We start from the raw sequence: 24,232 nt of genomic DNA on the forward strand, positions 1-24,232 counted from the left end.
CAATCATTCAAAAATGTTTATTGTAGCACATGAGAAAGCAGATGGTTTAAGTATTTTAGAAGTTGTTCCTGATCTTCATCAAAATCTCCCGGCAAAAGAAACCAGCTGTTTTTCTCCTTGCGTTCATCCCGGAAAGCCGGAGTGAAAAGATCCTCATACTGGGGATAAAAGCATCCACTTACTTTTTTGTAACAGTTGTCGGCGGTCGCCTTCTCACGGTGATCTTTATCTACATAAGCCCCCACACTCTTATGAATCGCCTCGTCTTCCATGGGGAGATAGTAGTAATCTTTATAATTGGGATAAAAGAATTTTTTGCATCCTGCCTCCGGATGAATCTCTAAGAGGAGCTGATCGGGAGTTACATGGAGTACAGCATGTGGCAATTCCTTTTCAAAACGGACCGGAAACGGATATTTCGGCTGCACAGAAAGGATTAAATTGTTCTCCGGCGTGTGATTGCATGTGATAAATTCCTGACAATTTCCGGTCCATAAAGCACGGATCGAAAAGAGTGGCAGAAGATGCAGCATCCCATCCACATCTTCTTTGCTATGCAGACGAAGCATCTCAAGCAGATCTTCATCCCCGCTCAGCAGATATTTTTTATACACTTCAATGAGTTTCCCGCCACTGTACCAATCTTTCCGGAAAAGTCCAATCGCCTGTTCCAGATCTTTCTGACGCATATGATCCAGATGCAGGAGTTTTTTTAATGGGGAAAACAGCTGGTACAGATCCATCTGCCGGGTCCCCTCCCAGGGGGAAGGAAGCTGATAGAAGGTGTATTTGTGCATCAGGTAAGGTACATCAAAGGTGGTTCCGTTGTAGTGGAGCAACAGTTTTCTGGTGGAGAGAAGTTCGGAAAAAGCAAGAAGCACTTCTTTTTCTTCGCCGGGTTTCTGGCAGAACCACTGCCTGTGAATCCAGATTTCATTTTCATAAAAAACAGCTCCAAGAAGATAAAGATGAGAGGTCTTCCAGGATAATCCTGTGGTTTCAATATCAAAGAACAGACATTTATCCGGAGAAAGTTCTTCCTGTGTCAGTATGTAATCCGGAAATACCACCGGATAATCTTTTTGCAGCATATAGTATCCTTTCTGTAAGTATGTTAATAAAATGTCAAAATGTACCAAAAATAATGGCTAAAATATACCCTGTTTCTAATATTATACACAAAAAAATAAAAAAAACAGTATTTTTTTTAGAAATAATAAGCTATAATGATAACAGTGATATGAGAATTTTATCATAAATAAAAAGAAGGAGGAAGAGGGATTGAGTTTTGAGATTCTGGGAGTTGATCTGTATCATATTCTCAGTTGGTTTATTGTATACAGCTTTATGGGATGGATCTGGGAAAGCTGTTACGTATCAGCCAAAAGCAAAAAATGGGTAAACAGGGGATTTGTGTCCGGACCGTTTGTAACAATCTATGGAGTTGGGGCGGTGACCGTCTACGTGATCTTACGTCCGGTAGCAGGAAACATTCTGGAACTCTATTTTGCAGGGGTGGCAGTTGCCACGATTCTGGAATATGTGACAGGTGTGCTGATGGAAGCTATTTTTCACACCAACTGGTGGGATTACAGCGACAAAAAGTTTAACTTTCAGGGAAAGATCTGCTTGGGCAGTTCTGTAGCATGGGGATTTTTCACATTGATTCTGTTTTATGTATTTCAGCCGGTTGTAGGGGATCTGGTGGAAATGGTTCCGAGAAAAACAGGAATCGTACTGGTCTATGTATGGCTGGCGGGATATACCGTGGATTTTGCATTTTCCGCAGCAGCAGCTTTCGATCTGCGAAGCAAGATGAAGAAACTGGATGTTGTCTGGGACGAATTCCAGGAGAATCTGCGGGATACCAAACTGTATGAGGTGGCAGAGGAAGCCCGTGCGAAAGCGGAAGTTTACCGGATGGAACTTCCGATTGGCAAGTGGAACGATCTGATAGAAGAACGTAAGAAAGTATTCAGCGAGATGGTGGAACGTTACAGTGCGAACGACAGCAAACTTCTGGAAACAAAGGAAAACATTCTGGGCAAATACGAAGAATTTGTACAGAAATATGGGGATGTGAAAAAGAGCATCCGTTACATCTCAAGAAGACATCTCCGCGCTTATCCGAATATGGTCAGCAGTTTTGAACGGCGCCGGAGACTGGCTCTGAAAAAGAAACGTAAACAGGACAAAAAAGTGCGTAAAAGCTGATGAAGGCGCGCAAAAAAATGAAAAGGGAGGACTAGTGTATGGGGTCTGGAACATTTAGAGGAGGTATCCACCCGTATGACGGAAAGGATCTGTCGAGAGACCGGGTGATCCAGGATATCCGTCCGGGAAAAGAACTGGCCTATCTTGTATCCCAACATATCGGGGCACCTGCAAAACCGATTGTAAAAAAAGGTGATCGGGTTCTGGTGGGACAGATGATCGCAGAGGCAGGGGGCTTTGTATCCGCTCCGGTTTATGCATCGGTATCCGGCGTGGTAAAGGGAATTGAAAAACGTTTGACAGCAACCGGAGGCTACTGTGATGCGATTATAGTGGAAAACGATGAAGTGTACGAATCAGTAGCGTTTGAAGAAACAAAAGATATCACACAATTATCCAAAGACGAGATCCGTGGGAAGATTCAGAAAGCGGGTATCGTAGGTATGGGTGGTGCAGGATTCCCTACTCATGTAAAACTTTCACCGAAAGAACCGGAAAAGATCAAATACATTCTGGTCAATGGTGCAGAATGTGAGCCATATCTGACTTCCGACTACCGGATCATGCTGGAACAGCCGGAAAAACTGGTCGGCGGACTGAAAGTGATGCTGCAGCTTTTTGATGGTGCAAAAGGATATATCTGTATTGAGGACAACAAACCGGAGGGCATCGCAAAACTGCAGGAGCTGGTAGAAGGCGAAGCAAATATCGAAGTACAGCCATTAAAGACAAAATATCCACAGGGTGCAGAGCGTATGCTGATCTATGCAGTGACCGGAGAGACAATCAATTCTTCCATGCTTCCGGCAGATGCGGGATGTATCGTGGATAACGTGGATACGGTAGTGTCTGTCTATGAGGCGGTAGCGGAAGGAAAACCGTTGATGCAGCGGATTGTTACCGTTACCGGAGACGGTGTGAATACGCCATCGAACTTCCGGGCACCGGTGGGTATGGATTTTCAGGAACTTCTGGATGCGGCAGGTGGTCTGAAGGGCACAGTGGAGAAAGTGATCTCCGGTGGTCCGATGATGGGATTTGCCATGTTTGATTATCATGTACCGGTAACCAAAACCACATCCGCGCTCTTGGTACTGACAAAAGATGAGGTCAGCCGTTCCCGGGCTACCGCCTGCATCAACTGTGGAAGGTGTGTCAGTGAATGTCCGGAGCATCTGCTTCCGACGAAGCTTGCAACCTTTGCGGAACACAGAAAAGAAGAAGCCTTTGTCAAGTATAATGGTATGGAGTGCTGCGAATGTGGCTGTTGCAGCTATGTCTGTCCGGCAAAACGACCGCTGGTACAGGAGATCCGTTCCATGAGAAAAATGGTTATGGCCAATAGAAAGAAAAAATAAGAGGGAGATGTGAAATATGGGAGAGTTATTACATGTATCCTCATCGCCGCATATCCGTTCAAAAGTGACCACAGATTATCTTATGAAAATGGTAATCGTGGCTCTGATGCCGGCAACAGTGGCAGGTGTGTGTTTCTTTGGATGGAAGGCACTGCTGCTGGTCTGTCTGTCAGTGGCAACCTGTGTGGCGACAGAGGGAATCTATGAAACGCTGATGCATAAACCGTTGACAATCCGGGATGGAAGCGCAGTGATCACGGGGCTGTTACTGGGTCTGAACCTTCCGGCATCTGCTCCCTGGTGGATTCCGGTGATCGGTGGTGTTTTTGCCATTCTGATCGTAAAACAGCTGTTTGGTGGTCTGGGACAGAATATTATGAACCCGGCACTGGCGGCAAGATGTTTCCTGCTGTTATCTTTTACCGGTCAGATGACCAACTTTACTGCAGGTGGCGGTCTTGTTAAACTGGTGGATACCGTATCCGGTGCCACACCTCTGGCAGCAGTAAAAGCAGGAGAAAAAGTAGATCTGTTAAGCCTGTTTCTTGGTAATACGCAGGGAACTATCGGTGAGACTTCTGCACTGGCGATTCTGATCGGAGCGGTATTCTTATTGGTCCTCAAAGTTATTGACTGGAGAATCCCGTGTACATATATCGGAAGTTTTGCTATTTTCGTAATTTTGTTCGGCGGACATGGAGCAGACGGTTATTATCTGTTAGAACAGCTTCTGGGTGGTGGACTGATGCTTGGCGCATGGTTTATGGCCACCGATTATGTAACGACACCGATCACCAAACGAGGACAGCTGGTATATGGCGTGATCCTGGGATGTCTGACAGGACTGTTTCGTATCTTCGGAGCCTCCGCAGAGGGCGTATCCTATGCCATCATCTTCGGCAACCTGCTGATTCCGGTTATCGAACGGCTGACTGTACCGACAGCATTTGGAAAAGGAGGGGTGAAGCATGAAAAATAAGATTATCAAAGATGCCCTTGCCCTTACACTGATCACTCTGGTGGCGGGCGTGGCCCTTGGTGGTGTATATGAGATCACAAAAGATCCGATTGCCAGACAGGAAGCGCAGGCGAAAGCAGAGGCTTATGAACAGGTATTTACAGATGCTGCAGCTTTTGAAGAGGTAAAGATGGATGATACTTTGATACAGACGATCCGAGATCAGCTGGATCAGGAAGGTTATAAAGCGCAGTCCATAGAAGAAATCATGCGTGCAGAAGATCAGAGCGGAGAGATGCTCGGTTATGCATTTACCGTTGTGACTTCGGAAGGATATGGCGGAGATATCCAGTTTTCCATGGGTGTACAAAACGACGGTACGCTGAACGGCATCTCGATCCTGTCGATCGGGGAGACCGCCGGACTTGGTATGAATGCGGATACTCCTGCATTCAAAGATCAGTTTGTCGGAAAACAGGTAGAACAATTACAGTATACAAAAAACGGCGCAACACAGGATGACGAGATCAATGCCATCAGTGGTGCCACAGTTACGACCAATGCCATGACAAACGGTGTCAACGCCGGTCTTTGTGCATTTCGTGTGATGGAAGGGGGAGATCAGTGATGAAAGCAAATTCACCTCTGGAACGTTTGTATAATGGTATCATCAAGGAGAATCCCACCTTTGTGCTGATGCTTGGTATGTGTCCTACACTGGCAGTTACCACATCTGCAAAAAATGGTTTTGGTATGGGTATGACGACAATGGTAATTCTTGCCCTGTCCAACCTGATGATCTCGATGCTTCGGAAAATGATTCCGGACAGTGTGCGTATGCCGGCTTATATCGTAGTCGTTGCATCGTTTGTAACTATCGTACAGTTCTTATTACAGGGATTTATCCCGAGTCTTTACGATTCTCTGGGAATCTATATTCCATTGATCGTAGTAAACTGTATCATTCTGGGACGTGCGGAAGCATATGCGTCCAAGAACGGTCCGATCAGTTCTCTGTTTGACGGAATCGGAATGGGACTTGGATTTACCGTGGGACTTACCAGTATCGGTATCGTCCGAGAGCTGATCGGTTCCGGTAAGATCTTTGGCATGACGATTTTCAACGGCGGAGCTACTATTTTTATTCTGGCACCGGGAGCTTTCTTTGTGCTGGCGATGCTGGTGGCACTGCAGAACCGTGTGAAAATGAAAAAAGATCCTGCAGCAGCTCCGAAAGCATGTGACGAGAGTCTCTGTGCAGGCTGCAGCAATCATATGTGTGCAAGTAAAAAGAGCGCTGAGAAAGGAGGAACCCAGTCATGAGAACATTGTTAATGATCGCCGTCGGTTCGGCGCTGGTAAATAACGTAGTCTTAAGCCAGTTCCTCGGTCTGTGTCCTTTCCTCGGTGTATCGAAGAAAATGGACACGGCAGCAGGTATGGGTGCGGCGGTAATCTTCGTTTTGACGATTTCTTCTTTCTGTACCAGTCTGATTTATAAATTTGTGCTGGTGACAACGGGGATGGAATATATGCAGACTATCGTATTTATTCTGGTGATCGCTGCTCTGGTACAGCTGGTTGAGATGTTCCTGAAAAAGACGATGCCGGCACTGTATAAGAGTCTGGGGGTGTATCTTCCTCTGATCACCACCAACTGTGCAGTACTTGGTGTGGCACTGTTAAATGTACAGAATAATTACGGAATCATGGAAGGTACGGTCAACGGTTTTGCAACCGCAGTCGGATTTACCATTTCCATCGTGCTGATGGCAGGACTTCGTGAGAAAATCGAATATAACGATATACCGAAACCTTTCCGGGGAATGCCGATCGTACTTCTGACCGCAGGTTTGATGTCCATTGCGTTCTTCGGATTTTCCGGAATGATTTAAGGAGGGAGTTTTATGATTACAGGAATACTTATTGCTGCGGCTTTGGTAGGCGGCACAGGACTGGTGATCGGACTGCTCCTTGGGGTAGCCGGAAAGAAATTTGCAGTGGAAGTTAATGAAAAAGAGATCGCCGTCAGAGAACAGCTTCCGGGCAATAACTGCGGTGGCTGTGGATATCCGGGATGCGATGGACTGGCAGCTGCAATCGCAGCCGGAAAAGCACCGGTAAATGGATGTCCGGTAGGTGGTAACGAAGTGGCAAAAGCCATCGCAGCCATCATGGGAGAGGAGATCACAGAGGGACGCCGCATGACAGCATTTGTAAAATGTGCGGGTGACTGTGAAAGTGCCAGAAACAATTATGTGTATGACGGCGTGGAAGACTGCGCGGTCATGGCATTTATCCCGGGTGGCGGAGAGAAAAAATGTCACCATGGATGTCTCGGTTACGGAACCTGCGTAAAGGCATGTAACTTTAATGCAATCCGTGTCATCAATGGCATCGCCCATATAGATAAAGAAAAATGTAAAGCCTGCGGTCAGTGTGTGGCTGTCTGTCCACATCACCTGATCGAGCTGATCCCGTATGAGCAGACAGTAAAAGTAAGCTGCAGCTCTCAGGATAAAGGCAAGGCTACGATGAACGCCTGTGACAAAGGTTGTATCGGCTGCAAAAAATGCGAAAAGAACTGCCCGGTACAGGCGATTACGGTTACAGACAATGTGGCACATATCGATTATGAGAAATGCACCAATTGCGGACTGTGTAAAGAAAACTGTCCGAGACACTGTATTATTTGATACTTACGGATTGTTCCGCAGCAAAGCTGCTCCCACAATCCTCCAGCCATTCGAAATCCGCTGATTTATTTCGTAAATCGCTACTTTCTCATGTCTGGCGGTTTCCAAGGCAAAAAGCTTTCTCATGCAAACACGAAAAGCGTTTCGCTTTGGAAACCTGGTATCTGCAAATTAAAAATTGAAAGGCCGTCCACCTTGTGGTATGATAGAACGTAGATTAAGGGAACTGTTGTTTGGGACAGTTCCCGAAAAAAGGAGTTTAGTATGATAGGATACGTGAAAGGCATACTGGAGGAAGCGGACGACCAGTGCATTATTGTAGATAATCACGGAATCGGCTATCGAATCTTCGTACCCGGTTCCGTTTTTTCTGGCGCAATTCCGATTGGTCAGGAAGTAAAAGTATATACATATCTGAATGTAAAAGAAGATGCCATGCAGTTATATGGCTTTGCGACAAGAGACGATCTGAGGGTGTTCAAACTGTTATTAGGTGTCAACGGCATCGGACCGAAGGCAGGGCTTGGGATTCTTTCGGCACTGTCAGCGGATGATCTGCGGTTTGCGGTTCTGGCAGACGATGCGGCAGCTATCGCCAAAGCACCGGGAATCGGTAAAAAGACAGCGCAGAAACTGATTCTGGAACTGAAAGACAAACTGGATCTGGAAGATGCCTTCGAACAGAAATTAGCCAACCAGGCAGCCGCAGACACAACGGAGACGGCAGGAGACAGCCAGCTGCAGGAAGCAGTACAGGCACTGGTAGCACTTGGCTATCCGAACACCGATGCACTGCGCGCGGTGAAAAAAGTAGAGGGTGCGGAGACGATGGATGTGGAAACCCTGCTGAAAGCCGCGTTGAAGAAGATGCTGTAGGCTATGTATATGGAGAAAAAATAGAGTATGGAAAGACGTATTATCACAACCGATATGATGGAAGAAGACATCCGCATCGAGGGCAGCCTTCGTCCCCAGTGTCTGGATGATTATATCGGTCAGGAGAAAGCAAAGAAAAATCTGAAGATTTATATAGAAGCTGCGAAACAGCGGAACGATGCGCTGGATCACGTATTGTTCTATGGCCCGCCGGGACTTGGAAAGACCACACTGGCAGGGATTATCGCCAATGAGATGGGTGTGCATATGAAAGTAACCTCCGGTCCGGCGATCGAAAAACCGGGCGAGATGGCAGCCATCTTAAACAATTTGCAGGAAGGGGATGTCCTTTTTGTGGATGAGATCCACCGTCTGAACCGTCAGGTGGAGGAGGTACTCTATCCGGCAATGGAAGATTATGCGATAGATATCATGATCGGAAAAGGTGCAACTGCGCGTTCGATCCGGCTGGATCTGCCGCATTTTACACTGGTCGGGGCAACCACTAGAGCGGGACTTCTGACAGCGCCGCTGCGGGATCGTTTCGGAGTGATTCATCATCTGGAATTTTACACAGAGGAAGAATTACAGACGATCATCCAGCACTCGGCAAAGGTACTGGGTGTGGAGATTGATGCGGACGGTGCTAGGGAGATGGCAAAGCGTTCGAGAGGGACCCCGCGTCTGGCAAACCGTCTGTTAAAGCGGGTGCGTGATTTTGCACAGGTCAAATACGATGGAAAGATCACGAAAGAAGTAGCTGATTTTGCACTGGAACTTCTGGAAGTTGACCGGTATGGTCTGGATCAGACGGACCGCAAGATACTGGAGATGATCATTCAGAAGTTTAACGGCGGACCGGTAGGGCTGGATACCCTGGCGGCAGCCATCGGAGAAGATGCAGGAACCATCGAAGATGTGTATGAACCGTACCTGATTCAGTACGGATTTTTAAACCGCACGCCGAGAGGACGGGTGGCTACGGAGCTGGCATATCATCATTTGGGAATCTAAGGGGTTGTTTTTTGGGGGATTTTGTTTATAATAGAAGAGAGTCCTGACAGCGGAACATTTTGGTAATGTTTCAAAAAATTGTGGACTGTCTGCAAAATCGCACACTGTTTTTGCAGAGCATACATAAAATGGAGGAAATGCCGTAATGCCAGCAAAAAATACAATTAAGGTATTAATCGGAGGAAAGATCATCACATTAAGTGGATATGAAAGTGAAGAATATCTGCAAAATGTGGCTTCTTATATGAACCATAAACTTGCCCAGCTTTCCGAACTGCCGGGATACAACCGACAGCCGGTGGAAACAAAAAACACGCTGCTCAGCCTGAACATTGCAGATGATTATTTCAAGGCAAAGCATCAGGCAGAAGTTTTTGAAGAGGATTCCCAGCTGAAAGATAAGGAAATGTATGATCTGAAACACGATCTGATCGAAGCACAGATCGAGGTTGAGAATCTGAAGAAGGAAAAAGAAGAACTGGAACAGCAGATGAAGAAACTGGAAGAAGATATGGAAAATCTGCTGAAATAAAAAAGAAGACTGTCGCAGCATCTGCGATAGCCTTTTTTGTAAGGAGGAGTATATGAAGGTAGAATTACTGGCGCCCGCCGGTTCCTATGAGGCTTTGGAAGCTGCATTTGAAGCCGGGGCGGATGCTGTCTATCTGGGAGGTCAGAAGTTCGGTGCCCGCGCGTATGCGGACAATCTGGATCAGGAACAGTTGATCCGGGCGATCGATCTGGCACATCTGAAGGGAAAGCAGCTGTATCTGACCATCAATACGCTGTTAAAAAACCGGGAACTGGAAGAAGAACTATATGCGTATCTGGCACCACTCTACGAGGCGGGACTGGACGCAGTCATCGTTCAGGATCTCGGGGTGATGGAATTTATTAAAACATATTTTCCAAAGCTGCACATCCATGCAAGCACGCAGATGACGATCACCGGTGTGGAGAGTGCAAAACTTTTAAAGAAAGCCGGGGCAACCCGTGTGGTGACTGCGAGGGAGCTGTTACTGGAAGAAATTAAAAAGATTTACGATGCGACACATATGGAGATTGAGAGCTTTGTTCACGGGGCACTCTGTTACTGCTATTCCGGTCAGTGTCTGATGAGCAGTATGATCGGCGGAAGAAGCGGCAACCGGGGAAGATGTGCACAGCCCTGCCGTCTGCCGTATCAGGTATACAGGGACGGAAAACGCCTGAACAATGAGCAGACCGCGTATGTGCTCAGCCCGAAAGATATGTGCACGGTGGAGATCCTGCCGGAGATCATCGAGGCGGGTGTTTATTCACTGAAGATCGAAGGAAGAATGAAGAAACCGGAATATACCGCGGGTGTGGTATCTGTTTACCGGAAATATCTGGACCGCTATCTTGCAGGGGAAAAACGACCGGTGGTTACAGAAGAAGATCGGAAGATCCTGTGGGATATCTATAACCGGGACGGATTTCATCAAAGCTATTATAAGCAGCGAAACGGAAGATCGATGATGGCACTGGAAAATGAAAAAAGCGGCGGCACGATTCGAAATGAGGAATTATTTTCCAGAATACGGAAAGAATATATGGAGAAAAAGACACCGGTTCCGGTACAGGGAACGCTGACCGTATATACCGGATGTCCGGCAATTCTGGAAGTACAGGCGGGGGATGTCAGTGTGACGGTGGAAGGAGAAACCGTGCAGGCTGCGACGAACTGTCCGTTGGGAGAGGACAGGATCCGTAGACAGATGGAAAAAACCGGAGGATCCGGATTTGCTTTTGAGAAGCTGGATATTTTCATGGGAGATGATATTTTTCTCCCGATGCAGCAGTTAAACCATCTGAGACGACAGGCACTCGAAGCACTTCAAAAAGAGATGCTTCGTCCGTGGAAACAGAGAAAAGCGAAGGAACGTGATCCGAAAGATGTTCCGGATGTCAAAAAACAGACAGCTCCGGGAACGCTCAGCGCAGCAGTACAAACAAACGAACAGCTTGCGGCTGTGGCACAGACAGACGGAATCCGCCGAATCTATGCGGACTGCGGAATTTTCCCGGTGAAAGACTTTGCACAGGATGTGGAAGCGTGGATAAACAGACTTCAGACAGCGGGAAAAGAACTGTTTCTGACACTGCCGCGGATCGTCCGTGACCGGGAACTGGACGGAAGGAAAGAAACATTTACCGAACTGGTACAGAAAGGGCTTGGCGGTTTCATGGTGCGGAATATGGAAAGTTACGGGATCCTGGATGCTATGGGACTTACTTCCCGGATCGTTCTGGACGCCAATATTTATACCATGAATAACCGGGCGGAATCGTTCTGGATAGAAAAAGGAATTCTTGGCGATACAGTTCCGCTGGAACTGAATGCGAAAGAACTGGCGCACAGAAACAATAAAAACAGTGAACTGATCGTGTACGGATATACGCCGATGATGGTTTCCGTACAGTGTGTCCAGAAAACGATGGATCGTTGCAATCATGCCTGTGCACAGTATACGCTCAAAGACCGGTATCAGAAAGAATTTCACGGTGTATGCAGCTGTGAGTTCTGTTACAATACAATCTACAACGCGCTGCCGACTTCCCTGCTGAAAGAAAAGGAAAAGGCAGAAAAACTGGGCGTGGAAGCATATCGTCTGTCCTTTACGACAGAAACGGAGAAAGAAACAGAGAAGATTGTCCGGGCGTTTGTGGAGGTTTATCTGAGAGGGCAGAAGCCGGACGGATGGATGCAGACAGAAGAGACAACCAAAGGACATTTCCAGCGGGGCGTGGAATAGACAGAAAGTGGAGGAGATGCAGTGGAAAATGTAATCACAGAAGTATCCAAATATCTCATCATTCTTCTGATGATGATCTATACATTTTCCTGTTTTACCGTATTTCGGAAACGGGATATTGAAGATCAGAGAAATATGCTGCGCAGACAGATCGTACTGATGCTGTTTATGAATCTGGTAGCATATACGGTTCTGTTTTTACAGAACAATGATATGAAGATACTGATGATGTACGGAGCGGTGTTCCTGTTTATTGTCGTGGTACAGATCCTGTACCGCGTGATCTACAGAAAAGGAAATCTGCTGATTGTCAATAATATGTGTATGCTTTTGAGTATCGGTTTTCTGATCCTGAGCAGACTGAGTTTTGACAAGGCAGTCAAGCAGTTTGAAATCGTGGTGATCGGTATGGTGCTTTCGTTTATCGTACCGGTGATCGTCAGAAAGGTAAAGATCTTAAAGGATCTGACCTGGCTGTATGGAATCGTGGGACTTGCTCTTTTGATGGTGGTACTCGCCATGGCAGCAATCTCCGGCGGAGCCAAGTTATCGATTGAGATCGGTGGTGTTACCTTCCAGTTTTCGGAACTGGTAAAGATCACCTTTGTATTCTTTGTGGCAGGTATGCTGAGAGAAGATACCAGCTTTAAACGGGTCGTGATCACGACTATTGTGGCGGCGGCTCATGTGCTGATCCTAGTGGTGTCAAAGGACCTGGGAAGTGCGGTCGTATTCTTCGTGGCATATATTGTCATGCTGTATGTGGCAACAAAGAAAGCCCGGTATGCACTGGCGGGACTTGCCGGTGGTGCAGTGGCTGCGGTTGCGGCGTATTTTCTGTTTAATCATGTACGGCAGCGTGTGATTGTATGGCAGGATCCGATTGCGGTATATGATAAAGTCGGAGGGGGATATCAGGTTGCACAGGGACTGTTCGGTATCAGTGCCGGCGGATGGTTCGGTATGGGACTTGGAAAAGGAATGCCGAATATCATCCCTGTTGTGGACAAGGATTTTATATTTGCAGCGATCTGTGAGGAACTGGGAGCGATCTTTGCAATCTGCATGCTTCTGGTCTGCATGAGCTGCTATCTTATGATTGTCAATGTTTCCATGCGGATGAGCAAACCATTTTATAAGCTGATCGCGATGGGACTGGGCGCGGAATATGCGTTCCAGGTATTTCTGACAGTCGGCGGAACCAGCAAATTTATTCCTATGACAGGAATTACCCTTCCACTGGTAAGTTATGGCGGAAGCTCGGTGATCTGTACGATTCTGATGTTTGCCATCATCCAGGGACTGTATATTCTCAGAGAAGACGAAGGTGAAGAACTTGAAAGAAAGAGAAAAGAGAAACGTAAAAAATCAAAGAAACCACCAAAACAGAACCCGCCTGGAGGAAATGGAGTTTCAGGAGGATCTGGATACCGGGAGAAAACACTCGAAGAAAAAATCCAGGAGCAAACAGAAAAAAGCCTCAACTGGTAAGGAATACACAATCATTGCCTACTGCTTTGTGGGAATTTTCCTTGCCCTGATCGGTTATCTGGTTTACTTTAATGTGGAACTGCGGGATGAGTACGCCAACAGTCCGTACAACAGCAAACGACAGGGAACGTATCAGGAGCGGGTAACCAAAGGGAAGATCCTGGCTTCGGACGGAGATATTCTTGCCAGTACGGAAAAAGATTCAGAGGGAAATGAGTACCGGCAGTATCCTTATAAGAATGTATTTGCCCATGTGGTAGGATATTCGGATAAGGGTACCAGCGGTCTGGAACAGGTAATGAACTCACAGCTTCTGACCTCCCATGCGAATGTGGCGGAACAGGTGCAGAAAGAGTTTCAGAATGAGAAAAATGTCGGGGATAATGTCTATACGACACTGGATACAAAGCTGCAGCAGACAGCGTTCGATGCGCTCGGCGATCGAAAAGGTGCGGTTGTGGTGATGGAGCCGGATACCGGTAAGATCCTTGCAATGGTCAGCAAACCGGACTTTAACCCGAATACGATCTCAGATGACTGGGATCAGATCAATGCGGATGCTGGCAGTTCGATTCTGGTAAACCGTGCAACACAGGGACAGTACCCGCCGGGATCTACCTTTAAGATCGTCACGGCACTTGCCTACTGGAGACAGAACAATACGTTTGACAACTTCTCCTTTGACTGTGTCGGTGAGGTGGAAAATGGCGGTTATACGATCCACTGTTATCACAATACGGTTCATGGACATGAGGATTTTGCAAGTGCATTTGCCCATTCCTGTAACTCGGCATTTGCACAGATCGGAGTAGATCTGGATCGGAGCGAGTATGTGGATACGGTAAAAGGGCTGTTATTCAACAGTCAGCTTCCTATTGATCTTCCCTATCGCAAATGTAATTTTGGTCTGGAAGCGAACAGCGCAGATGCACTGACGATGCAGACAGCGATCGGACAGGGCGATACCCTGGTATCTCCGATGTATATGGCGATGCTTACAAGCGCTGTGGCAAACGGCGGTAACCTGATGACACCATATCTGGTGGAAAAGATCGAGAGCTATACCGGAACGACAGTAAAATCCTATACACCAAAGATTTATAAAAAACTGATGACCGCACAGGAAGCATCCAAACTGACAGAACTGATGACCGGTGTTGTGGAAAAAGGAACCGGATCTGCACTTTCCGGAAGAGGTTACACAGCAGCAGGAAAGACCGGAACCGCAGAGCACGGAGATGCCAGCAGCACGACACCGCATGCATGGTTTGTAGGATTTTCCAATGTGGAAGATCCGGATATCGTCGTCAGCGTGATCGCAGAGGAATCCGGTTCCGGAAGCGAAGTGGCAGTGCCGATCGCACAGAAAATCTTTGATGCGTATTACAATAACTAAAAGGTTGCAGAGTTTTCAGAAAAGAGGTATACTTGAGGCAGTGAAAATGCTGCGAAACGATCGTTAAGTACAGCAGCAAAAAGATACACAACGCATTACAGGAGGATTTGCAAATGATTGAGGCAACGAGCTGTGGCGGAGTGGTAATATATCGGGGAAAAATCCTGACTTTATACAAAAGCTATAAAAACAGGTATGAAGGATGGGTTCTGCCAAAGGGAACTGTGGAAGAAGGAGAGGAATATCACGAGACGGCTCTCCGCGAGGTAAAAGAAGAAGCAGGTGTACAGGCTTCCATTGTAAAATACGTGGGAAAAAGCCAGTACAGCTTCAGTATTCAGGATGATGTGGTGGAAAAGGACGTGCACTGGTTTTTGATGTCGGCGAACAGCTATCACAGCAAACCGCAACGGGAAGAGTATTTTGTGGATTCCGGTTATTACAAATTTCACGAGGCTTACCATCTGCTGAAATTTTCCAATGAACGCCAGATTCTTGAGATGGCATACAATGAGTATCTGGATTTGCGAAAATCCAATCTCTGGGGAAACCGCAAGTATTTTTAAAACGGATACATGGTGAAAAATGGGGAGGGATAAAAGATCCCTCCCTTTTCCGCATAAGAAAGGGGTGTTTTTGAAGACAGGATGCTGAAATGGTCTAAGAACTTATATTACGGAGAACAGGCAAAGAAAAAGGCAACGCGGATCCGCTGGCGTGTGGAGCATCGAAGACCACAGTATGAGGTTTATCTGATCACCCTGGCGCAGAATCCGGAAAACCAGCTGGAGATCACAGAGGCAAACCAGTTATTACAGAAAACTGTTTATCGAAGATGCCCGGAGATCATCGGAATCGCATGCGGTTATGGAGAGGCGCTGGAACTGGTCCGGCAGCTTGCCGAGGCTACATACAGAAAGCAGAAAAACGGAGACATCCGCCACTATCTCAGCGGACAGCAGGAGGATGAAGCATGCACGTAATACTGACAATTTTAAAGATTCTGGGAATCCTCCTGCTGGTTATCCTGGGACTGCTTCTGGCGATTGTACTTTCGGTGCTGTTTGTTCCGGTAAGATATCAGCTGGAAGGAGAAAAACCATCCCCCGGATGGAGTGAGGCAAACGGAAAAATCCGGGTTTCCTGGCTGCTGCATCTGATTCATCTGCGGATACAGTACCGGGAGAAAGAACTGGACTGGGAGTGTTATTTTTTTTGTGTGCCACTGAAGAAAGCCGGAGCGGCTCTGAAAAGATGGAAAAAGAAGAGAAGAAGGAAAAAAGCACAGAGACGTAAGGAACAGAGAAAACAGGCGGCGCAGAAGGCTGCACAGGCACAGAAGGCGGCTGTGGAGAGAAAAGAGAAAGAAAAGCCGCTACAGATAGAAGAAAAGGCGCGGACGGCTGAGAAAGAGCAGAGAGTGGAAGAAAAACAGATAGAATCAGAGAGATTGAAGACGACTGAGCCAGAAGCGAAAGAAGCAAAAACAACAGAGTCCGAAACAAGGAAAACGGACGCGACAATAACAGAAAAACAGGACACGGACAAGCCGAAAGAAACAGAACTTACAAAGACAGAGCCGGAAAAGACGGAGAATACTCCGAAAAAAGAAACAATCTCCGAAAAACTGTCACGGTTTTGGAACAGATGCAAAAAAATCATCGGTTCGATTCTTGGATTTCCGGGAAAACTAAAGAAAAAGCTTACAAATATCCGGTTAACATTCCGGGGATTCTGTGATAAAATAAAGCAATGGCGAACGCTGTGGAAAGAAGAGAGTACACAGGCGGCGCTCCATTTTCTGACAGAAAAGGGAAGAAAACTGATTCGCCATGTACTGCCCCGAAAGATCAGGGGATCCATTACCTTCGGATGTGAGGATCCGGCACTGACCGGACAGATACTCGGTGCAGTGGCGATCGCCTATCCGCTGTACGGGAAAGGCGTGGCAGTGTATCCTAGATTTGAGGAGAAGATTCTGGAGGGCAACCTTCGGATGAGAGGACGGATCGTGGCAGCCTGTTTGCTGTGGCAGGCATGGAAGATCTACCGCAATCCGGATGTACGAAAGACTTTGAAAAAGATCAGATAAAAGGAGGTTTTTGCTATGGCAGAAAACAGTTTTCAGAATACAGTAGAAGCACTTTTTAAAGGAATGGACAGCTTTATCACTACAAAAACCGTTGTCGGAGATGCGATCACCGTAGGCGATACGATTATTTTACCGCTGGTAGATGTATCTTTTGGTGTGGGAGCCGGAGCATTTGCAGAAGGCAATAAAAACAACGGAGCCGGCGGTATGGGCGGAAAGATTTCTCCGTCAGCTGTTCTGGTCATCAATAAAAACGGAACCAAACTGGTCAATGTAAAGAATCAGGATGCCATCACCAAGATCCTCGACATGGTTCCGGATTTGGCAGATAAATTTACAGGAAAAGACAAGGACGATGCGAATACCTCTGACGATATCGAGCATATACTGAATCAAGAAGAGAAAAAGCAGGGTGAGTAATCACGAGAGTCCTGGGGTTTGTATTTTTTTGGGTCGGCGTGGGTATGCTGATCCAGCTGCTGATTCCCACTTGTGTGTGGACGGTATTGATTGCAGCAGCCCTGATGATCATCGGATATAATTTATTTTGCAGTTGTTAAGAGGGTGTCCCGCTGCGCAAGATGGCGGGGCACTTTTTATGCTAATGAACAGGAGAATAAACATTTATGAGTATATTAAACGTAGAACACCTGTCCCATGGATTCGGTGACAGAGCCATTTTTCAGGATGTGTCTTTCCGCTTATTGAAGGGGGAGCATATCGGACTGGTAGGAGCCAATGGAGAAGGAAAATCCACGTTTTTTAAGATTGTCACCGACCGGATGATGCCGGACGAGGGAAAAATTGAGTGGGCAAAAAATGTGCGTGTGGGTTATCTGGATCAGCATGCGGAACTGAAAAAGGGAATGACCATCCGGGAAGTGCTGTCTTCTGCGTTTTCCTGGCTGTATGAACTGGAAGAGAAGATGAACACCATCTGCGATCAGATGGGAGAGGCTTCCCCGGAAGAGATGGAACAGATGATGGAAGAACTGGGAACGATCCAGGATCTTCTGACGATGCACGATTTTTACATCATTGACGCGAAAGTCGAAGAGGTAGCACGGGCGCTGGGACTGCTGGATCTGGGACTGGAGAGTGATGTGACGGAACTGTCCGGTGGACAGCGTACCAAGATCCTTCTCGGAAAACTCCTGCTGGAAAAACCGGACATCCTGCTTTTGGACGAGCCGACCAACTATCTCGATGTGCAGCATATCGAGTGGCTGAAACGGTATCTGAACGAGTACGAGAACGCATTTATCCTAATCTCCCATGATATTCCGTTTTTGAACAGTGTGGTAAATATCATTTATCATATGGAAAATCAGAAGCTGGATCGCTATGTGGGGGATTATCATCATTTTGAAGAGGTCTATGCGGTGAAGAAAGCGCAGTTGGAGGCGGCCTATAAGAGACAGCAGCAGGAGATCAGTGAACTGAAAGACTTCGTGGCGAGAAACAAAGCCAGAGTGTCGACCAGAAATATGGCGATGTCCCGCCAGAAAAAACTGGATAAGATGGAAAAAATCGAGTTGATGCAGGAGCGCCCGAAACCACAGTTTTTGTTTAAAGAAGCGAGAACTGCCGGAAAACAGTTGTTTTGTACGAAAGATCTGGTGATCGGATATGACGAACCATTGTCTTCGCCACTGAATCTGGAGATGGAGCGTGGGGAGAAAGTCGTACTGACCGGAGCCAATGGTATCGGTAAGACAACGCTGTTAAAGAGTATTCTGGGAATGATCAAACCGCTGGATGGATTTGCCCAGCTGGGAGATTATCTGTACATCGGATATTTTGAACAGGAATCCTCACAGGATAATACAAAGACCTGTATCGAAGAGATCTGGGAAGAATTTCCTTCCTATACGCAGTACGAAGTACGTTCCGCTCTGGCAAAATGCGGTCTGACGACCAAACATATCGAGAGCCAGGTGCGTGTGCTGAGTGGTGGAGAACAGGCGAAAGTGCGGCTGTGTAAACTCATTAACCGGGAGACAAATCTTCTGGTTCTCGACGAGCCGACCAACCATCTGGATGCGGATGCAAAGGCAGAGTTAAAACGTGCACTCAAAGACTACAAAGGCAGTATCCTGATGGTCTGCCACGAACCGGAATTCTATGAAGGACTGGCGACCAGCGTGTGGGATTGTTCTGCGTGGTCTACAAAACGGGGATAAGATATTATATGAACTGAATACATAATATTAAATCTCTCTGGGAAATTGGCCGACAGGATCAAGAGACAACAGGGAATACAGTAAAAAAGAAGCGGTATGCAATGGTAGGAGTTTGCATATCGCTTCTTTTCAGCCACGCTCTAGCAGACTTCGGTGACGTGGCGGATCAGCATATTCTGTACTGCCGGATACTCGCCGAGCCCTTTCAGGCAACATTCCACTTCATATCCTGCTGCCTGGAACTGATTTTTCCAGGAATCTTCGTCTTCACCGGACATATCGTTTCGCGCATGATCGCCCGCTACGATCATAAACGGTGTGAGGATCACTTTTTTTGCTCCCTGTTCTTTGACCAGACGGATGACATTTTCCAGCGTCGGGTAACCTTCTACGGTAGCCAGATGGATGTTGTCATGTCCCAGGTCTTTGAAACGGTAATCCAGTGCCGCGTAGACATCATTAGCATAATGGCTGGTTCCGTGTCCCATAAGGATCAGGGCACAGTCTGACGGGAGGTCGGAGAACTCCTGGCAGATGGCATTGACGATCTCTACATGATCCTGCTGTGTGGTGAGAAGCGGATCGCCAAAGGTAATGCGCTTAAAATGATTTTTGAAGGCAAGAGCATCTTCTTTCATCAGATCATTTTCGATACCGTTGATCACATGGGTAGGCTGTACGATCACTTCTGTGATGCCGTCTGCGATCATCTGCTCCATGGCTTCGGTTACATTGTTGATTTTGATATTGTCTCGTGCCAGAAGTTTTGCCATGATCATTTTACTGGTCCAGGCACGATAAATCTTATAATCGGAGAAATGTTCACCGATACGCTGTTCAATCACATCGATGGTCTTTTTGCAGGTATCCGGAAAACTGGTACCGAAACTGACCACCAGAATGGCTTTTTTTGTTGTAGACATAAGGTTTTGTTCCTTTCATCAATAGTAATAATTCCTCTGTGTGTAGTGTACCCTTATTGACTACTTTTTGTCAATTGTCTGTACAAAAATTCGTGTGACTGTTTTCCAAAAGCGAAAGATGTGGTATGATAACTCGTAATGCATTTTTATAAAACTGTAAAATGCTGTCAGGGAGGAACAAAAGATATGAGTATATCGATGATCGGAATTGATTATAATAAAGCAAATGTAGATATCCGCGCCATGTTTTCCTTTACAAAGAAAAATGCGACAGCGGCGATGGAACGACTGAAGAAAATCTCGGGGATCCAGGGTTGTGTCATCCTGTCCACCTGCAACCGTATGGAACTGTGGGCGAGCACGAAAGCGGACTGGGACGGAACTTTGTTAGAAGAGCTTTGTAAAATCAAAGAAGTGGATCCAACCCAGTACGGAGAGTATTTTGTGGAGCGAAAGGAAGAAGAGGCAGTGGATCATCTGTTTCATCTGACCAGTGGGTTAAAATCCATGATCCTGGCGGAAGACCAGATCATCACACAGGTCAAAGATGCGCTGACACTGGCGAGAGATGCTTTTGTGACAGATAATGTACTGGAAGTCCTGTTTCGAAAAGCGGTGACGGCGGGAAAGAAAGTAAAGACGAACGTTATTTTCTCCAGAGCCAATCAGACCGCGATGGATCAGGCGATTGAAATGTTAAAAGAACGGAATTTTCCGTTTGCAGAGGCACGCTGCATGGTTATCGGAAACGGAGAGATGGGTAAACTGGCTGCACAGTCCCTGAGACGGACCGGAGCGGATGTGACAGTCACGGTCCGTCAGTATCGAAGTGGTGTGGTGACGATCCCGATGGGATGCTCCAGAATCAATTACGGAGAACGTCTGGATTTTCTTCCGGGCTGTGATCTGGTTGTCAGTGCGACGGCAAGTCCGAACTGTACACTGACGAAAGAGCAGATAGAAGGACTGGATCTGAAAAAACAGATCATTTTTATCGATCTTGCTGTTCCGAGGGATATGGAGCCGGGAATCGGTGAGATCGAAGGAGCAGAGCTGTATACGATCGATGATTTCAAACTGAGCGGACCGAGTGCGGCAACCCTGCAGTCGATGGAACAGGCGGAAGCGATCATTCAGGAAGAAATCGATGATTTTTATGTCTGGTATCAGGGACGGGCACTGATTCCGCGGATCCAGGAGATCAAAGAGGATGCGGTGACGGATCTGAACCTCCGGTTACATAAGATTCTTGGAAAACTGCCTCTTAGCGAACAGGAGCGAAAAGACCTAGAAGCATCGATCGATACGGCGGCGGGAAAAGTAGTGACGAAGATGATTTTTGGACTGCGGGATACCCTGGAGACCGATGCATTTATAGATTGTGTGGAAGGACTGGAAAAAGTATATGAAGAATAACGCTTTTTTTCCTTTATTTGTGGATATCAGTGAGAAAAAGATCGTGGTGATCGGTGGAGGAGCTATCGCCACAAGACGGGTAAAGACCTTACTTCCGTTTGCACCACAGATTGTCGTGGTAGCTCCGGAAGTGACCGGAGAGCTGGAAGAACTGGAAAATGAGAAGAAACTTACGATTTTCCACAGGGAGTATCAGAGAGAGGATATTTACGATGCCTGGATGGTACTGGTGGCTACGAATGATCCGAAATTAAATGACGGGATCTACAGTGTGGCAAAATGTCTGGGCGCGCTTGTCAATGTGGCAAGTAACCAGGAAAAATGTGATTTTCATTTCCCGGGAGTGATCCGCAAAGACCCGTATGTGATCGGCATCAATGGTTCGGGAAAAGACCATAAAGGAACTGCCGAACTTCGAAAACAGATCGAGGCAGTGGTAAATCATACGATCTGTATCGGAAGCCGGGAGAGCCGTCTGGCGGTGATCCAGAGTGAGATGCTGATGGATTACCTGAAAAAAGAATGTCCCCAAAAAGAGATCCGTCTGCTGACGATGAAGACAACCGGTGATAAGATCCTGGATCGGACACTGGATAAAGTGGGCGGCAAAGGATTGTTTGTAAAAGAACTGGATAAGGCACTGATAGACAGGCGAAGTGATCTGTCTGTGCATAGCTTAAAAGATATGCCGATGGAAGTTCCGGAAGAACTGCCGATCGTGGCATTTTCAAAAAGAGAGGATCCGAGAGATGTGCTGGTACTTCCGGAAGGGGCAGATACACTGGATCTTACAAAACCAATCGGATGCTCCAGTCAGAGACGAATTCTGCAGTTACAGAAGATGTATCCGGAAGCGATGTTTCAGAGTGTCCGTGGAAATGTCCTGACAAGACTGAAAAAACTGGATGACGGAGAGTACGGCGGATTGATCCTTGCGGCGGCAGGATTAAAGAGACTGGGACTGAAAAACCGGATCTCCAGGTATTATGAGCCGGACGAAGTGATCCCGGCAGCAGGACAGGGGATTCTTGCAGTTCAGGGACGGCAGGGAGAAGACTATTCGTATCTGGAGCATTTTTCAGACCGGGAAGGAACTATTGCGGCACTCTGTGAACGTGCCTTTGTCCGCTATCTTGACGGCGGCTGTTCTTCGCCGGTGGCGGCGCATGCGGTGATCGAGGGAGATGAGATCTTCCTGCGCGGTCTGTATTATCAGGAGAGTACCGGAAAGCATACGATCGGAACGATGCGCGGATCCTTAGAAGACCCGGAGACACTTGGCGTGGCTCTGGCAAAGAAACTGATCAGGGAGGCAGAAGGATGAGTACACAGGGAAAAGTCTGGCTGGTAGGTGCTGGTCCGGGAGATGTAGGACTTTTTACAATAAAGGGAAGAGAAATCCTCGCAAAAGCCGAGGTTGTGGTATATGACAGTCTGGTAGGCGACGGCGTGCTGGCGATTGTGCCGGCGTCCGCAGAGAAGATCAATGTGGGCAAACGCGCCGGACACCACACGATGAAACAGGAAAATATTAATCAGGTTCTTCTGGAGAAAGCCCAGGAGGGAAAACGTGTCGTGCGCTTAAAGGGCGGTGATCCGTTCCTTTTTGGACGCGGCGGCGAGGAACTGGAACTTCTGTGTGAACATGATATCCCATATGAGGTCGTGCCGGGTGTGACTTCCTGCATCGCGGTTCCGGCATATAACGGAATCCCGGTCACACACAGAGATTTTTGTTCTTCTGTCCATGTGATCACCGGTCACAAACGGGAAGGGGAAAACTATAATATTGATTTTGAAGCGCTCGTAAGAACTCGGGGAACACTGGTATTTCTGATGGGAATCACTGCAATGGAAGATATCTGCAAAGGGCTTCTGGAAGCCGGTATGGATCCGGAAACTCCGGCGGCAGTGCTGCAGCAGGGAACCACCGCGGGACAAAAACGGGTGGTGGCAACGGTAGCCACCTTAAAACAGGCATCCGATGCGGCGAAGATTCAGACACCGGCGATCATCGTGGTCGGACAGGTCTGCCAGGTGGCAGATACGTTCGGCTGGTATGAAAAACTGCCGCTTGCCGGTTACAAAGTGTTGGTAACCCGGCCGAAAGAACTGGTTTCCGGCATGGCAAAGAAACTCCGGGAACAGGGAGCGGAAGTGCTGGAACTTCCGGCAATCGGTGTAAAACCGGTGGAAGACAGAACGAACATTTACAAGGCATTTGAAAAACTTGACACCTATCAGTGGCTTGCATTTACCAGTCCGAGCGGTGTGAGAATTTTCTTTGAACTGCTGATGGATGCCGGAAAAGATATCCGTGCACTGGGATCGGTAAAGATCGCTACCATCGGAAGAGGAACCGCAAAAGCGTTAAAAGAACATCATCTGTATCCGGATCTGATGCCGGAAGTCTTTGACGGGGCATCGCTTGGAGCGAAAATGGCGAAAGAGTGTGAGCCGGGAGCGAAGATTTTACTGGCGAGAGCGGCGATTGGAAATAAAGAAGTGACCGAAGAACTGGCAAAGAGAGAAGATCTTACGGTAGACGATGTGGCAATCTATGATACCTTTTATGAGAGTCAGGAACTGATCGATGAAAAAGGACAGTTTGAGAGCGGAAAGATCGACTGTGCGGTATTTACCAGTGCATCGACAGTAAAAGGCTTTGTGGCAGCTACACCGGGACTGGATGATACGAAAGTTCTGGCAGCCTGTATCGGAAAACAGACAGAGGCGGAGGCACTGCGCTATGGGATGAAAACGGCAGTTGCAAAGGAAGCGTCTATTGACAGTCTGGTGGATCTGGTAATAGAATTAAAAATGCAGAAATAAAAAACA

23 protein-coding genes and 1 pseudogene are annotated in these 24,232 nt (G+C 47.2%); 22 read left to right on the forward strand and 2 right to left on the reverse strand.

From position 1 onward, the window contains the following. Positions 1-17: 17 nt before the first annotated feature. The gene (locus ETP43_RS05865; RefSeq protein ID WP_164979610.1) at positions 18-1,091 is read right to left on the reverse strand and encodes a ribonuclease H-like domain-containing protein; all 1,074 of its coding nucleotides are present in this window, start codon (positions 1,089-1,091) and stop codon (positions 18-20) included. Between the two features lie 190 nt (positions 1,092-1,281). On the opposite strand from ETP43_RS05865, the gene ETP43_RS05870 reads away from it, so the two are divergent. The 18 genes from ETP43_RS05870 to ETP43_RS05955 all read left to right on the forward strand — a co-directional run bounded on the left by ETP43_RS05870 (position 1,282) and on the right by ETP43_RS05955 (position 19,055). After that, positions 1,282-2,214, forward strand: coding sequence for a putative ABC transporter permease (locus ETP43_RS05870; RefSeq protein WP_129257369.1), 933 nt, complete (start codon positions 1,282-1,284; stop codon positions 2,212-2,214). Between the two features lie 38 nt (positions 2,215-2,252). Beyond that, entirely contained in the window at positions 2,253-3,572 is a 1,320-nt protein-coding gene (gene rsxC / locus ETP43_RS05875; RefSeq protein WP_129257370.1) for an electron transport complex subunit RsxC, read from the forward strand. A gap of 16 nt (positions 3,573-3,588) precedes the next feature. Then, the gene (locus ETP43_RS05880; RefSeq protein ID WP_129257371.1) at positions 3,589-4,551 is read left to right on the forward strand and encodes an RnfABCDGE type electron transport complex subunit D; all 963 of its coding nucleotides are present in this window, start codon (positions 3,589-3,591) and stop codon (positions 4,549-4,551) included. Next, entirely contained in the window at positions 4,541-5,158 is a 618-nt protein-coding gene (locus tag ETP43_RS05885) for an RnfABCDGE type electron transport complex subunit G (protein ID WP_022400087.1), read from the forward strand. Before ETP43_RS05880 ends, ETP43_RS05885 begins: the two co-directional genes overlap by 11 nt. Beyond that, positions 5,158-5,853 (forward strand): electron transport complex subunit RsxE, encoded by a 696-nt coding sequence (rsxE, locus tag ETP43_RS05890; protein WP_129257372.1) that lies wholly within the window; start codon positions 5,158-5,160, stop codon positions 5,851-5,853. The genes ETP43_RS05885 and rsxE overlap by 1 nt, the downstream gene beginning before the upstream one ends. Further along, positions 5,850-6,425, forward strand: a complete 576-nt coding sequence (gene rsxA / locus ETP43_RS05895; protein WP_129257373.1) for an electron transport complex subunit RsxA — start codon at positions 5,850-5,852, stop codon at positions 6,423-6,425. The genes rsxE and rsxA overlap by 4 nt, the downstream gene beginning before the upstream one ends. Before the next feature lie 12 nt (positions 6,426-6,437). Continuing rightward, complete coding sequence (locus ETP43_RS05900; protein ID WP_129257374.1) at positions 6,438-7,226, forward strand: RnfABCDGE type electron transport complex subunit B; 789 nt, start codon at positions 6,438-6,440, stop codon at positions 7,224-7,226. Positions 7,227-7,490: 264 nt separating this feature from the next. Beyond that, complete coding sequence (ruvA, locus tag ETP43_RS05905; RefSeq protein ID WP_022400083.1) at positions 7,491-8,102, forward strand: Holliday junction branch migration protein RuvA; 612 nt, start codon at positions 7,491-7,493, stop codon at positions 8,100-8,102. A gap of 27 nt (positions 8,103-8,129) precedes the next feature. Beyond that, positions 8,130-9,116, forward strand: coding sequence for a Holliday junction branch migration DNA helicase RuvB (ruvB, locus tag ETP43_RS05910; protein WP_022400082.1), 987 nt, complete (start codon positions 8,130-8,132; stop codon positions 9,114-9,116). 145 nt (positions 9,117-9,261) lie between these two features. After that, positions 9,262-9,648 (forward strand): cell division protein ZapA, encoded by a 387-nt coding sequence (locus ETP43_RS05915; RefSeq protein ID WP_022400081.1) that lies wholly within the window; start codon positions 9,262-9,264, stop codon positions 9,646-9,648. A gap of 52 nt (positions 9,649-9,700) precedes the next feature. Then, positions 9,701-11,893 (forward strand): U32 family peptidase, encoded by a 2,193-nt coding sequence (locus ETP43_RS05920; RefSeq protein ID WP_129257375.1) that lies wholly within the window; start codon positions 9,701-9,703, stop codon positions 11,891-11,893. Between the two features lie 21 nt (positions 11,894-11,914). Continuing rightward, a complete protein-coding gene (locus ETP43_RS05925; protein ID WP_129257376.1) occupies positions 11,915-13,384 on the forward strand; it encodes an FtsW/RodA/SpoVE family cell cycle protein in 1,470 nt (489 codons plus the stop codon). Continuing rightward, positions 13,299-14,780 (forward strand): peptidoglycan D,D-transpeptidase FtsI family protein, encoded by a 1,482-nt coding sequence (locus tag ETP43_RS05930; protein ID WP_129257377.1) that lies wholly within the window; start codon positions 13,299-13,301, stop codon positions 14,778-14,780. Before ETP43_RS05925 ends, ETP43_RS05930 begins: the two co-directional genes overlap by 86 nt. Positions 14,781-14,893: 113 nt before the next feature. Next, positions 14,894-15,346, forward strand: coding sequence for an NUDIX hydrolase (locus ETP43_RS05935; RefSeq protein ID WP_022400077.1), 453 nt, complete (start codon positions 14,894-14,896; stop codon positions 15,344-15,346). 81 nt (positions 15,347-15,427) lie between these two features. After that, positions 15,428-15,763 (forward strand): hypothetical protein, encoded by a 336-nt coding sequence (locus tag ETP43_RS05940; protein ID WP_129257378.1) that lies wholly within the window; start codon positions 15,428-15,430, stop codon positions 15,761-15,763. Next, a complete protein-coding gene (locus ETP43_RS05945) occupies positions 15,754-16,872 on the forward strand; it encodes a DUF2953 domain-containing protein (protein WP_129257379.1) in 1,119 nt (372 codons plus the stop codon). The genes ETP43_RS05940 and ETP43_RS05945 overlap by 10 nt, the downstream gene beginning before the upstream one ends. A 15-nt stretch (positions 16,873-16,887) precedes the next feature. Next, entirely contained in the window at positions 16,888-17,292 is a 405-nt protein-coding gene (locus tag ETP43_RS05950) for a GerW family sporulation protein (RefSeq protein ID WP_022400074.1), read from the forward strand. 206 nt (positions 17,293-17,498) lie between these two features. After that, entirely contained in the window at positions 17,499-19,055 is a 1,557-nt protein-coding gene (locus ETP43_RS05955) for an ABC-F family ATP-binding cassette domain-containing protein (RefSeq protein ID WP_129257380.1), read from the forward strand. 140 nt (positions 19,056-19,195) lie between these two features. Here ETP43_RS05955 and ETP43_RS05960 read toward each other — a convergent pair whose 3' ends face one another. Further along, entirely contained in the window at positions 19,196-19,978 is a 783-nt protein-coding gene (locus tag ETP43_RS05960; RefSeq protein WP_129257381.1) for a sirohydrochlorin cobaltochelatase, read from the reverse strand. A gap of 186 nt (positions 19,979-20,164) precedes the next feature. On the opposite strand from ETP43_RS05960, the gene hemA reads away from it, so the two are divergent. From hemA to cobA, 4 genes and pseudogenes are all read left to right on the forward strand, one after another. After that, the gene (gene hemA / locus ETP43_RS05965) at positions 20,165-21,394 is read left to right on the forward strand and encodes a glutamyl-tRNA reductase (RefSeq protein WP_129257382.1); all 1,230 of its coding nucleotides are present in this window, start codon (positions 20,165-20,167) and stop codon (positions 21,392-21,394) included. Then, positions 21,384-21,782: pseudogene (locus ETP43_RS18360) on the forward strand (precorrin-2 dehydrogenase/sirohydrochlorin ferrochelatase family protein); the annotation flags it as partial. The gene hemA and the pseudogene ETP43_RS18360, both read left to right, overlap by 11 nt. Before the next feature lie 108 nt (positions 21,783-21,890). Beyond that, on the forward strand, positions 21,891-22,718 hold the full coding sequence (gene hemC / locus ETP43_RS18365) for a hydroxymethylbilane synthase (RefSeq protein ID WP_243114328.1): 828 nt from the start codon (positions 21,891-21,893) through the stop codon (positions 22,716-22,718). Then, positions 22,715-24,226 carry a uroporphyrinogen-III C-methyltransferase gene (cobA, locus tag ETP43_RS05975; protein WP_129257384.1) on the forward strand — a complete coding sequence of 504 codons (1,512 nt, stop codon included), beginning with the start codon at positions 22,715-22,717 and terminating at the stop codon, positions 24,224-24,226. Before hemC ends, cobA begins: the two co-directional genes overlap by 4 nt. Positions 24,227-24,232: the final 6 nt, after the last annotated feature.

Source organism: Blautia faecicola (assembly GCF_004123145.1).
Taxonomy (GTDB): domain Bacteria; phylum Bacillota; class Clostridia; order Lachnospirales; family Lachnospiraceae; genus Oliverpabstia; species Oliverpabstia faecicola.

Excerpts from the sequence above, each read along its gene's own strand:
- ETP43_RS05865 (WP_164979610.1), bottom strand. The coding sequence starts at position 1,091 with ATGCTGCAAAAAGATTATCCGGTGGTATTTCCGGATTACATACTGACA.
- rsxC (WP_129257370.1), top strand. The coding sequence starts at position 2,253 with ATGGGGTCTGGAACATTTAGAGGAGGTATCCACCCGTATGACGGAAAG.
- ETP43_RS05880 (WP_129257371.1), top strand. The coding sequence starts at position 3,589 with ATGGGAGAGTTATTACATGTATCCTCATCGCCGCATATCCGTTCAAAA.
- ETP43_RS05885 (WP_022400087.1), top strand. The coding sequence starts at position 4,541 with ATGAAAAATAAGATTATCAAAGATGCCCTTGCCCTTACACTGATCACT.
- rsxE (WP_129257372.1), top strand. The coding sequence starts at position 5,158 with ATGAAAGCAAATTCACCTCTGGAACGTTTGTATAATGGTATCATCAAG.
- rsxA (WP_129257373.1), top strand. The coding sequence starts at position 5,850 with ATGAGAACATTGTTAATGATCGCCGTCGGTTCGGCGCTGGTAAATAAC.
- ETP43_RS05900 (WP_129257374.1), top strand. The coding sequence starts at position 6,438 with ATGATTACAGGAATACTTATTGCTGCGGCTTTGGTAGGCGGCACAGGA.
- ruvA (WP_022400083.1), top strand. The coding sequence starts at position 7,491 with ATGATAGGATACGTGAAAGGCATACTGGAGGAAGCGGACGACCAGTGC.
- ruvB (WP_022400082.1), top strand. The coding sequence starts at position 8,130 with ATGGAAAGACGTATTATCACAACCGATATGATGGAAGAAGACATCCGC.
- ETP43_RS05915 (WP_022400081.1), top strand. The coding sequence starts at position 9,262 with ATGCCAGCAAAAAATACAATTAAGGTATTAATCGGAGGAAAGATCATC.
- ETP43_RS05920 (WP_129257375.1), top strand. The coding sequence starts at position 9,701 with ATGAAGGTAGAATTACTGGCGCCCGCCGGTTCCTATGAGGCTTTGGAA.
- ETP43_RS05930 (WP_129257377.1), top strand. The coding sequence starts at position 13,299 with ATGGAGTTTCAGGAGGATCTGGATACCGGGAGAAAACACTCGAAGAAA.
- ETP43_RS05935 (WP_022400077.1), top strand. The coding sequence starts at position 14,894 with ATGATTGAGGCAACGAGCTGTGGCGGAGTGGTAATATATCGGGGAAAA.
- ETP43_RS05940 (WP_129257378.1), top strand. The coding sequence starts at position 15,428 with ATGCTGAAATGGTCTAAGAACTTATATTACGGAGAACAGGCAAAGAAA.
- ETP43_RS05945 (WP_129257379.1), top strand. The coding sequence starts at position 15,754 with ATGCACGTAATACTGACAATTTTAAAGATTCTGGGAATCCTCCTGCTG.
- ETP43_RS05950 (WP_022400074.1), top strand. The coding sequence starts at position 16,888 with ATGGCAGAAAACAGTTTTCAGAATACAGTAGAAGCACTTTTTAAAGGA.
- ETP43_RS05955 (WP_129257380.1), top strand. The coding sequence starts at position 17,499 with ATGAGTATATTAAACGTAGAACACCTGTCCCATGGATTCGGTGACAGA.
- ETP43_RS05960 (WP_129257381.1), bottom strand. The coding sequence starts at position 19,978 with ATGTCTACAACAAAAAAAGCCATTCTGGTGGTCAGTTTCGGTACCAGT.
- hemA (WP_129257382.1), top strand. The coding sequence starts at position 20,165 with ATGAGTATATCGATGATCGGAATTGATTATAATAAAGCAAATGTAGAT.
- hemC (WP_243114328.1), top strand. The coding sequence starts at position 21,891 with ATGCTGATGGATTACCTGAAAAAAGAATGTCCCCAAAAAGAGATCCGT.
- cobA (WP_129257384.1), top strand. The coding sequence starts at position 22,715 with ATGAGTACACAGGGAAAAGTCTGGCTGGTAGGTGCTGGTCCGGGAGAT.